This is a genomic window from Oxalobacteraceae bacterium OTU3CINTB1, from assembly GCA_024123955.1.
Classification (GTDB): domain Bacteria; phylum Pseudomonadota; class Gammaproteobacteria; order Burkholderiales; family Burkholderiaceae_D; genus Rugamonas.
On the sequence record CP099652.1, the window covers coordinates 2,446,089 to 2,458,521 of the forward strand.

The window sequence follows — 12,433 nt, forward strand, 5'->3', positions numbered from 1 at the left end:
CTCAATCCTTCTTCAATACGTTCAGCACTTCGTAGCAGGCGCCCATGGTGTGGTAATCCACTTTGCCGGCCGGGCTTTTCTCGTCCGTCAGCTTGCTGTTGTCGGCGCCGAGGATGCGGTACCACGCGCCGTATTGGTGATCAACGAAATGCTCCCAGCTATAGGCCCAGATCTTGTCGTACCAGGTCCAGTAGCTTGCCTCGCCGGTGCGGGCTCCCAGCAGGGCGGCGGTGGCCAGGCTCTCGGCCTGCACCCAGAAGTATTTGAGATCGTCGCAGATGCTGTCGTCCGGCCCGAAGCCGTAGTAGATGCCGCCGTGCTGCGCGTCCCACGCCTTGTCCATCGCCGCGTTGAACAGCTCCACGGCGCGCGGCAGCAGCCAGTCCTTGCCGCCTTCCAGCTGGTCGCCATGGCGTTCCAGCAGCAGCAGCAGCTTGGCCCATTCGGTCAGGTGGCCCGGCTGGTAGCCCCACGGACGGAAGATATTGCTCTTGTCGTGACGGTTGTATTCGGTGTCGACCGACCAGTCGGCGTGATAGTGTTCCCAAATCAGATTGTCTGCCAGCGCGGCCTGGCGTTGCGTGATGTTGCGTGCCAGTGTTTCGGCGCGCAGCAGGAAGGCGCGCTCGCCGGTCGCTTCGAAGGCTGCGATCAGCGCCTCGCAGGCGTGCATGTTGGCGTTTTGGCCGCGATACGCGTCCAAGGTCGACCAGTCGGCGCTGGCCTCGTCGGCGTACAGGCCGTATTTGGCGTCCCAGAAGCGTTGTTCCATCAACGCGAAGGTTTCGTCGATCCATGCGCGGGCTTCGGTTTCGCCGGCCATCAACGCGTGGCTGTAGGCGAGCAGCACGAAGGCCAGGCCGTAACAGTGGTTGGTGCCGTCGGTGACGCGGCCTTCGCCGTTGTTCCAGTCCAGCTGCCACGCATAGCCGCCGGTTGCCGGGTTGCGGTGGGCGGCGCGCAGGAAGGCCAGGCCGTGGCGCAGGCGCTGCTGGTCTGCCGCCTCGCCGAACTGGCGCCACGCCATCGCGTGCGTGAAAATGAAGCGCGTGCTGCTGACCAGATGGCGCGTGTGGCTATCGTAGACGGTGCCGTCATCCTTGTAGAAGTGATAGAAGCCGCCGCTCGAGTCCACGCAACGGCTGTCGTAAAACTGGCGGGTATGGCGGATGTGGTTCAGCAGCGTTGCGCGGGATTGAAAATCTGGTACCATCATTGGGTCCGTTGTTGGTTCGTTGTTGGTTGATAGGCAGGGCGCTTTTTACGGCTGCCCGGTGTTATATTTTCAGGCGCGCGCAGGCCCCGCATCGGCGCGGCGCCAATCCCGATTGTTGCGCGATCTTCCTCGGTCTGGCTGGATTCAGGCGGCGGCCACGCTGCCTCCTTTGCCCTGCGGCTTCTGCACCCGCCAGCCGTCGAACACCGTGCTGGCCCGTACCACCAGTTCCACCGGTGCGATTTTCTCGACCGGCTCGTTATGCGGGCCATTCAACAGCATCTCAACACCCAGCGCGCCGAGCGCCTTCTTATCGATGCGCAGCGTCGTCAAGGGGCGATGTCCCAGCACGGCGGTCGAAATATCGTCGAAACCGACGATGGCGATGTCGTGCGGGACCTTCAATCCCCTGGCCAGGCAGCAGCGCATCGCCACCAGCGCGGCGCTGTCGTTGTAGCAGAATACGGCGTCGGGCGGATGGGGCAGGGCGAGCAACTGCTCCATCGCCTCCCATGCGCCGGTTTCCAGGTCGACGCCGTCCGGCAGGCCCGCTTCCAGACGCGGGTCGGCCAGGATGCCTTCTTCGAACAGCGCCTGGCGGTAGCCGCGTGCCCGCTCGCGAATACTGTAATGCGACAGCGGACCTGAAATGAAGCCGACCCGCGTGCGGCCGGTGTCGATCAGGTGTTTGGTCGCCAGATAGCCGCCCATCATATTGTCCGGATTGACCGAGCTGTAACCGCGCAGCTTCATATCGATCAGCACCAGCTGCTTGCCGGTCGAGCGCAGGGCGCTCAGTGTTTCGGGCTCGAAGAAGCCGGCGCAGACGATACCGTCAGGCGCATGCATGCGTATCTGGTCGATTAATCCATCGGCCGGGCCGACCGCCATGAACGACAGCACGATGCCCTGCTTGCGGCAGGCTTCCTCGGCGCCGTGCAGCACCGGCGAGTAGAAAGGGCTGCTCGAGGCGGTGTTGTGCTGGCGGTGCAGCAGGAACGTCAGGCGGCGCAAGCGCTTCGGGCGCAGTTTGCAAAAGTCGTAACCGAGGTTGCGCGCCGCCTCCAGCACCATCTGGCGCGTGGCCTCGGTCAATCCCGGTTCGTTTTTCAGTGCGCGTGAAATGGTCCCCGCCGACACGCCGGCCACGCGTGCGATATCGCGTATCGTCACTCCGGTGGTCGCCGCGCTATTTGTGGAATCGCCCATCTCAGTCTCCAAATCTCTCATGAACCGGCTCGCGGCGGTGCCGTCGGCGGGTTTCTGGTATGGATGCAGTCTTGCATAATCGTCCAGCCACGGTCAAACGACACGTCGACTTTCCCGAAAAGTTTAGCGCAATTTACTAAACACGCGGTTTTTAGCCGTACGCTGCGGCGCAACACGCCGTATCGCCTGGCATCGCGTGTTTAGTGAAGGCGGCTAAACTGCGCCCCAAATGCGCTTGCTATTTGACCCTTGGCCGTTGCCGATGCAGAATCTTTTCATTAATATAAAAACCATCCAAGAGGAGACAGCTGATGGAGCACGTTGCACCGGCGACTTTGAGTACCCACGACCATGCGCGTCAGGGAGGGAGCAACACCTTCCCGATGATGATCATCACGCTGCTGTTCTTTATGTGGGGTTTGATAACCTCGCTGAACGATGTCCTGATTCCCCACCTTAAATCGATTTATACGCTGACGTACGTGCAGGCGATGCTGGTGCAGTTCTGCTTCTTCGGCGCTTACTTCATCGTCTCGCTCCCCGCCGGTATGTTGATCAAGCGCCTGGGCTACCAGCGCGGCGCGGTCGCCGGCCTGGTGGTCGCCGCCATCGGCTGCGCCATGTTCTATCCCGCCTCGATGGGCGGCTACGCGCTGTTCCTCCTGGCCTTGTTCGTCCTCGCCGGCGGCATCACCATCCTGCAGGTCTCCGCCAATCCCTACGTTGCGGCGCTGGGCGCGCCGGCCACCGCGTCGAGCCGCCTAACCCTGACGCAGGCGTTTAATTCGCTCGGCACCGCGATCGCTCCGGCGCTGGGTGGTTTCCTGATCCTGTCCGAAGGCGTTCCGGCCGTCGCCAACATCGTCAAGACCAAGGCCGAGGAAGCCGCCACAGTGCAGGGACCATATCTGGTGCTGGCAGCCGCCTTGCTGGCCATCGCCATCCTGTTCGCGCTGGTGCGCCTGCCGAAGATCGTCGATGCCGAGGAAGCCAGCGCCTACACGCTGGACAAAAAAGTGACATCGCACCGCCACCTGGTGCTGGGCGCGATCGGCATCTTCCTGTACGTCGGCGGAGAGGTCAGCATCGGCAGCTTCCTGATCAACTTCCTGGGCGAGTCCAACATCGCCGGCATGTCGCACGGCGCGGCTGCCAACTACGTCAGCTTTTACTGGCTTGGCGCCATGATCGGCCGTTTCATCGGCTTCGGCGTGATGCGCTACGTCAGCCCGGGCAAGGCCCTGGCGTTCAACTCGGCCGCCTCCATCGTGCTGCTGCTGACGGCGATCTTCTCGCACGGCGCGCTCGCCATGTGGGCCGTTATCGCGGTCGGCCTGTTCAATTCCATCATGTTCCCGACCATCTTCAGCATGGCGCTGTACAAACTCGGTCCCCTGACCAGCCAGGGTTCGGGCATCCTGTGCATGGCCATCGTCGGCGGCGCGCTGGTGCCGTTCGCGCAAGGCCTGCTGGCCGACACCATCGGCCTGCAGCTGTCGTTCTTCGTGCCGGCGGCCTGCTATACCTTTATCCTCTACTACGGCCTGAAATATGCCGGTATGTATTCCAGCCGTTGATTTTTGATTTCGCCTTCCATAATAAAGAGAGACAGCCATGAATTCCGAACTCAATCTGCGTCCGCTGGCCATCGCGCTGGCGGTGGCCGCAACGCTTGCCGCCGCTACCATCGTCACCGTGGCGACCGCGCTGCCGTCCTACGCCGCCGGACAAGAGGCAAACGGGCCTGCCGAACCGGCATCCAAGCCCTGGCTGGACAAGTCGCTGGGTGCCGACAAGCGCGCCAGGCTGGCGCTGGAGGCCATGACCCAGCAGGAAAAACTGAACTGGGTGCTGGGTTACTTCGGCGCCGACTTCGTCCCCAACAAGACCAAGAAGCATCCGGCCGCGCTGCCTTTCTCGGCCGGTTACATTCCGGGCGTGCCGCGTCTGGGCCTGCCGGCGCTGTTTGAGACCGACGCTGGTCTGGGCGTGGCCACGCAACTGAGCAAAAACCCGCGCGAGCGCACCTCGCTGCCTTCCGGTCTGGCCACCACCGCCACCTGGAACCGCGACCTGGCCTACCAGGGCGGCGCCATGATCGGCCGCGAGGCGCGCGCCTCCGGCTTCAACGTGATGCTGGCCGGCGGCGTGAACCTGCTGCGCGAGCCGCGCAACGGCCGTAACTTCGAATACGCCGGCGAAGACCCGCTGCTGGCCGGCACCATGGTGGCGCAGCAGATCAAGGGCATCCAGTCGAACAACTTGATCGCGACGATGAAGCACTTCGCCGTCAACAACCAGGAGACCGGCCGCTTCGTGCTCGACGCCCGCCTGGACGACGCCAGCAACCGCATGTCCGATCTGCTGGCGTTCCAGTTCGTGCTCGAACAGTCCAATCCCGGCTCGGTCATGTGCTCGTACAATCGCCTGAACGGCGTCTACGCCTGCGAAAACGACTACTTGCTCAACCAGGTGCTGAAGAAGGACTGGGGCTTCAAGGGCTATGTGATGTCCGACTGGGGCGCCGTCCACAGCACCGTGGAATCGGCCAACAGCGGCCTGGATCAACACTCCGGCTGGGAGTTCGACAAGTCGGCCTACTTCGGCGGCGCGCTGGAGGAGGCGGTTGAAAACGGCCACGTGCCGCAGGCGCGCCTGGACAACATGGCGTACCGCATCCTGTGGGCGATGTTCGACAAGGGCGTGGTCGATAATCCGGTCAAGGAAGGCGGCGCCATCGATTTCGACGCGCACAAGCAGGTGAGCCAGGCCGACGCGGAGGAGGGCATCGTCCTGCTGAAGAACACCAGCAGCGTGCTGCCGCTCAAGGCCGGCGCCAAAAAGATCGTCGTTATCGGCGCCCACTCGGATGTCGGCGTGCTGGCTGGCGGCGGCTCGTCGCTGGTGTATCCGGTCGGCGGCAATGCGGTGCCGGGCATCGAACCCACCATCTGGCCGGGTCCCGTGGTGTACCACCCGTCGTCGCCGCTGAAGGCGATCAAGGCCCGCGCCGGCGGCGCCAAGGTGGTCTACAACGACGGCAAGGATGCCGCCGCGGCGGCTAAGGAAGCGGCCGACGCCGATGTCGTCATCGTCTTCGCGCAGCAGTGGGTGGGCGAGGCGCTCGATGCCGTGTCGCTGTCGCTGCCGGACAACCAGGATGCGCTGATCGCCGCCGTCGCCAAGGCCAATTCGAAAACCGTGGTGGTGCTGGAGACCTCCGGTCCGGTGCTGATGCCGTGGGTCGACCAGACCGCCGCCGTGGTGCAGGCTTGGTACGCCGGCAGCGGCGGTGGCGAGGCGATCGCCCGCGTGCTGTATGGCGAGGTCAATCCGTCCGGCCACCTGCCGGCTACCTTCCCGGTCTCCGAGAGCCAGCTGCCGCGTCCAAAACTGGACGGCGATCCGAAGAAGGACCGCGAGCGCTTCACCGTCAACTATCACGAAGGCGCGGCGGTCGGCTACAAGTGGTTCGACGCCAAGGGCCTCAAGCCGCTGTTCCCCTTCGGTCATGGCTTGTCGTACACGCAGTTCTCGTATTCCGGCCTGGCGGCCAGCGAGAAGGACGGCAAGCTGCAACTGAGCTTCAAGGTCACCAACACCGGCGCCGTCAAGGGCAAAGACGTACCGCAGGTGTATGTATCGCCGGTAGGCGTCAAGTGGGAAGCGCCGAAGCGCCTGGCCGGCTGGGACAAGGTCGAACTGGCGCCGGGCGAGAGCAAGGACGTCAGCGTGACGGTCGATCCGCGCCTGCTGGCCATGTATGACGGCAAATCGAAGACCTGGCGTGTCGCCAGCGGCGGCTACAAGGTGTTGCTGGCGCATGACGCGGGTGATGCCAAGGCCGCCAGCATCACCGTGCAGCTACCGAAGCAGACTTTGAACGTCGCAGGCAAGCCAACCAAGTAACCTCCATAAAAAGAAAGAACGAGACATGAAACAACTTTACAAATTCTGCGCCACCGCGTTGATGATCAGCGCATGCGGCATCGTTTCCGCAGCCGATGGCGCGGCTGTCGGCAAAGGCGATTTCGTCAGCGCCAAGAAGACCCACTTCGCGCGCAAAGGCCAGGCCTACTATATCGTCGGCGCCAACTTCTGGTACGGCGGCTACCTCGGCGCCCCAAAAGGCGTGGGCGAGCGCGCCCGCCTGCTCAAGGAACTCGATAGCATGCGCGCGATCGGCATCAACAACCTGCGCGTGCTGGCCGTCTCCGAGAAGACCGATATGAAAAGCGCCGTCAGTCCGGCGACCACCGCCAAGCCGGGCGAGTACGACGAGAACCTGTTGGTCGGCCTGGACTTCCTGATGGCCGAAGCGGCCAAGCGCGATATGACGGTGGTGCTTTACCTGAATAACTTCTGGCAGTGGTCGGGCGGTATGACGCAGTATCTGAACTGGTTCGAAGGCACGCCGGCGCTGGACCCGAACGTGACCAAGGACTACGACGACTATATGAAGAAGAACGCGCGTTTCTACGTCAACGCAGCCGCGCAAAAAGAATACCGCAACGTGATCCAGAAGATCGTCAAGCGCGTCAACACCATCACCGGCAAGCCGTACTCGGAAGACCCGATCCTGATGTCGTGGCAGCTGGCGAACGAGCCTCGCCCAGGCAACGGCAACGCCACGCCTGAAGAGAAAAAGGCCTACATCAAGTGGATCGACGAAACCGCCGGCTATATCCATAGCCTGGACAAGAACCACATGGTCAGCAGCGGCAGCGAAGGCCTGGCCGGCTCCGCCCAGGACGCGCAGCTGTTCCTCGATTCGCACCGCACCAAGAACATCGACTACCTGACCTACCACCTGTGGCCGAAAAACTGGGGCTGGTTCGATTCCAAGGACCCAACCGGTTCGTGGGACGGCGCCATCGCCAAGAGCCGCAACTACCTGACCTCGCACATCGACCTGGCCAGGAAGCTCGACAAGCCTATCGTGCTGGAGGAATTCGGCCTCGATCGTGACGGCGCCTCGTTCAGTATCAAGGCCACGACCAAGATCCGCGACCGCTTCTACCGCGAAGTATTCGACTTCGTCTACGATGGGGCCAAGAAGGGCGATCCGATCGCCGGCTTCAATTTCTGGGCCTGGGGCGGTGCCGGGCGCGCGGCCAACGCGGATTACTGGTGGAAGCCGGGTAACGACTTCGTCGGCGATCCACCGCAGGAAGAGCAGGGCCTGTACTCGGTGTTCGACTCGGACACCAGCTCGCTCAAGCTGATCAAGGAATACGCCGACAAACTCAATTCCATCAAACGCTAAGGGGCCGCACATGAAACGTATCATGCCAAGCATGTTGGCGCTGGCTGCCTGCGCCTTCGGTTTCAACGCCCACGCCCAGAAGTTCGACGGGGTGGCCGATACGCCGCAGATGGGTTGGAACAGCTGGAATACCTTCGCCTGCGATATCAACGAGCAGCTGATCAAGGACACCGCCGATGCGATGGTCAAAAATGGCTTGAAGGACGCCGGCTATCAGTATGTGAACATCGACGATTGCTGGCACGGCAAGCGTGACGAGACGGGGGTTATCCATCCGGATAAGGAGCGCTTCCCGTCCGGTATGAAGGCGCTGGCCGATTATGTCCACAGCAAGGGCCTCAAGATCGGGATCTATTCGGACGTCGGCGCCACCACTTGCGGCGGCCGTCCCGGCAGCCGTGGCTACGAATACCAGGATGCGCGAACCTACGCCTCCTGGGGCATCGACTACATCAAGTACGACTGGTGCGACAGCAAGGGCTTGAACGCGGTTGGCGCCTATACCACCATGCGCGACGCCATCCGCGCCGCCGGCCGGCCGATGTTGTTCAGCATTTGCGAATGGGGCGACAACAAGCCCTGGGAATGGGCCAAGGACGTCGGCCACTCGTGGCGCACCACCGGCGACATCCACATGTGCTTCGATTGCGAATTCAGCGAGGCATCGTACTCGCGTTGGGGCGTGCTGCAGATCCTCGACAAGCAGGCGGGCCTTCGCGTGCATGCCGGTCCGGGTCACTGGAACGATATGGACATGCTGGAAGTGGGCCGTGGCTTCACCGAAGACGAGGACCGCACGCACTTCGCTGCCTGGTCGATGCTGGCGTCGCCGCTCATCCTCGGCAACGACGTGCGCAAGATGTCCGAGGCCACGAAACGCATCCTCACCAACAAGGCGGTGATCTCCATCAACCAGGACAAGCTGGGTATCCAGGCGTGGCGCTTCCTGCAGTCCGGCCATTTGGAGTATTGGGCCAAGCCGCTGGCCAACGACGAGTGGGCTGTGATGATCCTGAACCGCAGCGACGAGGCCAAGCCGGTGACGTACCAGTGGTCCAGCTCCCGCATCAACGACGATGCGAACAAGCGCGTGCTCGATACCACCAAGACGGTCTTCAACTGGACCGACGCCTTCACCGGCAAGACCGGAGACACCGGCAAAAAACTGGAGAGCAAACTCGCTCCGCATGGCGTGATCGTTTTGCGCCTGAAGGCACGGAGCTGAAATGAAGCGCACGATGACTGTGGCGGCGTTGGCCGCGATGATGTGGTCCGGCGCCCAAGCCGGCGACCAGTGGGGGCCCTATAACGCTGAATTCCCGGCCGCCAGCGATGGCTTGCTGAAGAAGGTCAAGCAGGTCGATATCTTCTCGTCGTCGATGGCGGGCAGGGTGCAGCCGTTCGGTTTGAGCGGCTGGTTCAAACCGTCGGAGCCGGCGCCCGGCCGCACCCTGATCGCGGGCGTCGCCGGCGCGCAGGCGGGGCCCGGCTGGTTCGTGTGCAGTGTGGACGGCGCATTCGCTTTTTGCGGCTATGGCCTGGAAGTGGTCTCGCCGCTGAAACTAGCGTCGAACGCCTGGGTGCACCTGGCCGTCAGCTATGACGGCAAACAAATCACCTTGTACGCCAACGGCAGCGCCGTCGCCCGGCAGGACGCGGTGCTCAATGCCGAGGACTTCAAGCCCGCCCCGGTCACGGACCTTGCACAGACCACGCCGATCGACGACTTCGGCGCCCGGATTTCGCTGGGCCCGCGCAGCAAGGCCGCGACAGGCTACGCCGGGCGGATCGCCGGTTTCACCGTCACCGCCACGGCGCTGGACGAGGGCGCGATACGCGCGACGGCGGCCGCGCAGCCAAACGATGCACTGATCAATTTCGAATCCGGTAGTCCATCGTGGCCGATACAGGTAAGGCAGATGTACGGCCAGGTCGCGCCGCAGGACCCGTGGACCTTGCCAAAATCCGGTTCGCCGCTCCAGGAGCCGAAAGCCAAGCCGGCCTATGGCGGTCCGGCGCTGGTGCAGAAGTATGCCAATCTGTGGACCATCAAGTCGTGGAAGCTGCAGGCCGCGCCCGAGATAAGCGCCAAGCCGGAGCACATTTCGTCGGCCGGCTTCGATGCCGCCGGCTGGTATCAAACCACCACGCCAGGCACGGTGTTGACCACGCTGGTCGATCGCGGCGTCTATCCGGATCCCGATTACGGCCTGAATAACATGGCCATTCCGGAATCGCTGAACAAACAGGATTACTGGTATCGCACCTTGTTCCAGCCACCCGCAGGCTTCAAACAGGGGCAGCGTTTGTTCGTCACCTTCAAGGGCGTGAACTACGAGGCGGAAGTCTGGATCAATGGCCGCAAACTCGGTGGCATGAAGGGCGCCTTCGTGCGCGGCACCTTCGACATCAGCCCCTATCTGAAGCTCAAGGGCGAGAACGTCATCGCGGTCAAGGTCTCGCCGCCGCCGCATCCAGGCCTGCCGCAGGAAGAGTCGATTGCGGCCGGCGCCGGCGAAAACGGCGGCACTTTGGCGCAGGATGGCCCGACCTTCATCGCGTCCGAGGGTTGGGACTGGATTCCATCGGTCCGCGACCGCAACACCGGCTTGTGGCAGGACGTGGAGCTGCATGCCACGCGCGACTTTAAACTGGGCGACGCCCAGGTGATCACCGCGTTGCCGAGGGCCGACAACAGCGTGGCCGACGTCAGCATCGAAGTGCCGGTCTCGAACTTATCGAAGTCGGCGCAGCGGGTGACCGTACGCGCGACGATCTCGCGCCGTGACGGTGGCATGAAGCCTGTCCATGTGAGCAAGACCGTCAGCCTGGCGCCGGGGGAGCACGGCGTGCGTTTCACGCCGGCCGATTTCGCCGCGCTCAAGCTGAAGAATCCTAAACTGTGGTGGCCAAACGGCTATGGCGCGCCGGATCTGCATGAACTCAAGCTCGAGGCGCTGCAGGGCACGCAGTTGTCGGACCAGGCCAGCACCCGCTTCGGGGTGCGCGCGGTGACGTACGAACTGTCGCTGGTCGACCAGAGCGGCCATCTGCGCCGCGTGGAAGCCGATTTCACCAAGGGCCGTGAACTGGGCGTGCGCATCACCGACGGTCGCCACCAGTCCATCAAAAAGCTTTCGGATAACAATTGGGCCACGGGCCTGCGGCCGGAGGCGGAAGGCACGGCTGCCATCCGTCCGCTGGAGGAAACCACGCTCAGTCCCTTCCTGGTCATCAAGGTCAATGGCGTACGCATCGCGGCGCGCGGCGGCAACTGGGGCACGGAAGACTGGCGCAAACGCATCGACCGCGAACGGCTGGAGCCTTATTTCCGCCTGCACCGGGACGCCAACGTCAACATCATCCGCAACTGGGTGGGGCAGAACACCGAGGAGAGCTTCTTCGAACTGGCCGACGAATACGGCCTGATGGTGTTGAACGACTTCTGGGCCTCGACCCAGGATTACAACCTGGAGCCGCAGGACGTCAACCTGTTCATGGAAAACGCGCGCGATGTGGTCAAGCGCTACCGCAACCATCCGTCGGTGATCATGTGGTTCGGCCGTAATGAGGGCGTGCCGCAGCCCGTGCTGAACGAGGCGCTGGAGGCGATGATCTATCAGCTCGACGGCACCCGCTGGTACAGCGGCAGCTCGAACCGCGTCAACCTTCAGAACAGCGGCCCGTATAACTACCAGACGCCTGCCAGCTACTTCACCGAGCACGCCAAAGGCTTCTCTGTTGAAGTGGGCACGCCGTCGTTCCCGACGATCGAGGCGATCAAGGCGGCGGTGCCGTCGACCGACCAGTGGCCGTTGAGCGACACCGTCACGTATCACGACTGGCACCCTGACGGCAACGGCAGCGTCAAGAGCTTCAACGCGGCGATGGCGACTGGTTATGGCGCGCCCGATTCGCTTGCGGACTTCGAGCGCAAGGCCCAGATGTTGAACTACGAAAGCCACCGCGCCATCTTCGAAGGCATGAACGCGGGCCTGTGGCGCCAGCACAGCGGCCGCATGCTGTGGATGACGCAGCCGGCCTGGCCGAGCACCATGTGGCAGATTCTCAGCCACGACTACGATACGCACGGCGCCTTCTACGGCGTGAAGAGCGCGGCGGAGCCGGTCCACGTGCAAATGAACCTGCCCGATTATCGGCTCATGGTGATCAACAACCCGGCCGCCGCGCTGAATGGCGCCACGCTGTCGTACGCAGCCTACGACGTCCAGGGCAAGCTGCTGGCCGGCGGCGACAAGCCGGTGACGGTGGCGCCGGTGAGTACGTCGGAACCCATCGACGCCGGCATCGCCGCCTTGCTGGCGCAGTACAAGCTGATCGTGCTCAAACTGGTGCTCAAGGACGCTGCTGGCAAAGTGCTGTCGCAAAACGCCTATTGGCCGAGCAGCACCTTGGCCGGCCAACAGGGCTTGAACCAGCTGGCGACGGTGCCGCTGGAGCTGGCCGCGCGCTGGACCTCCGCCGCTGTGCGGGGCGAACGGCAGTTGGAGGTTACAATGCGCAACGGCGGCGAAGTGCCTGCCCTGAGCGGTAAACTGACCTTGTTCAATGCGGACGGCGAGAGGATACTGCCGGTGTATTTTTCGGATAATTATGTAGCGCTGATGCCGGGCGAGAGCCGCACCGTGACCGTCACGTTCAAGAGCCAGGGCGCGGTGCGCCTGGATCTGCGTGGCTGGAACGTGTCGCCGCAATCGCTGCAGGTAAGCGCGCAATGAAAG

General features: G+C 63.1%; 7 protein-coding genes. 5 read left to right on the forward strand and 2 right to left on the reverse strand.

The window, feature by feature from the left end; all coding sequences use genetic code 11:
• Position 1: 1 nt before the first annotated feature.
• Positions 2 to 1,213 (reverse strand): AGE family epimerase/isomerase, encoded by a 1,212-nt coding sequence (locus tag NHH73_10690; protein USX28713.1) that lies wholly within the window; start codon positions 1,211 to 1,213, stop codon positions 2 to 4.
• A 147-nt stretch (positions 1,214 to 1,360) separates the two neighbouring features.
• Complete coding sequence (locus NHH73_10695) at positions 1,361 to 2,425, reverse strand: LacI family transcriptional regulator (protein USX28714.1); 1,065 nt, start codon at positions 2,423 to 2,425, stop codon at positions 1,361 to 1,363.
• Positions 2,426 to 2,736: 311 nt separating this feature from the next.
• On the opposite strand from NHH73_10695, the gene NHH73_10700 reads away from it, so the two are divergent.
• The 5 genes from NHH73_10700 to NHH73_10720 are packed head-to-tail and all read left to right on the forward strand — an operon-like array spanning position 2,737 to position 12,430.
• A complete protein-coding gene (locus NHH73_10700) occupies positions 2,737 to 4,002 on the forward strand; it encodes a sugar MFS transporter (GenBank protein ID USX28715.1) in 1,266 nt (421 codons plus the stop codon).
• A 37-nt stretch (positions 4,003 to 4,039) separates the two neighbouring features.
• Positions 4,040 to 6,334 carry a glycoside hydrolase family 3 C-terminal domain-containing protein gene (locus tag NHH73_10705; GenBank protein ID USX28716.1) on the forward strand — a complete coding sequence of 765 codons (2,295 nt, stop codon included), beginning with the start codon at positions 4,040 to 4,042 and terminating at the stop codon, positions 6,332 to 6,334.
• Positions 6,335 to 6,359: 25 nt separating this feature from the next.
• Entirely contained in the window at positions 6,360 to 7,691 is a 1,332-nt protein-coding gene (locus NHH73_10710; GenBank protein ID USX28717.1) for a mannanase, read from the forward strand.
• 10 nt (positions 7,692 to 7,701) lie between these two features.
• Positions 7,702 to 8,916 (forward strand): glycoside hydrolase family 27 protein, encoded by a 1,215-nt coding sequence (locus NHH73_10715; protein ID USX28718.1) that lies wholly within the window; start codon positions 7,702 to 7,704, stop codon positions 8,914 to 8,916.
• A 1-nt stretch (position 8,917) separates the two neighbouring features.
• Positions 8,918 to 12,430 (forward strand): hypothetical protein, encoded by a 3,513-nt coding sequence (locus tag NHH73_10720; GenBank protein USX28719.1) that lies wholly within the window; start codon positions 8,918 to 8,920, stop codon positions 12,428 to 12,430.
• Positions 12,431 to 12,433 lie beyond the last annotated feature (3 nt).

What these genes read in the sequence shown, in the direction of transcription:
- NHH73_10690 (USX28713.1), bottom strand. Translation starts at nt 1,213, where the DNA reads ATGGTACCAGATTTTCAATCCCGCGCAACGCTGCTGAACCACATCCGC.
- NHH73_10695 (USX28714.1), bottom strand. Translation starts at nt 2,425, where the DNA reads ATGGGCGATTCCACAAATAGCGCGGCGACCACCGGAGTGACGATACGC.
- NHH73_10700 (USX28715.1), top strand. Translation starts at nt 2,737, where the DNA reads ATGGAGCACGTTGCACCGGCGACTTTGAGTACCCACGACCATGCGCGT.
- NHH73_10705 (USX28716.1), top strand. Translation starts at nt 4,040, where the DNA reads ATGAATTCCGAACTCAATCTGCGTCCGCTGGCCATCGCGCTGGCGGTG.
- NHH73_10710 (USX28717.1), top strand. Translation starts at nt 6,360, where the DNA reads ATGAAACAACTTTACAAATTCTGCGCCACCGCGTTGATGATCAGCGCA.
- NHH73_10715 (USX28718.1), top strand. Translation starts at nt 7,702, where the DNA reads ATGAAACGTATCATGCCAAGCATGTTGGCGCTGGCTGCCTGCGCCTTC.
- NHH73_10720 (USX28719.1), top strand. Translation starts at nt 8,918, where the DNA reads ATGAAGCGCACGATGACTGTGGCGGCGTTGGCCGCGATGATGTGGTCC.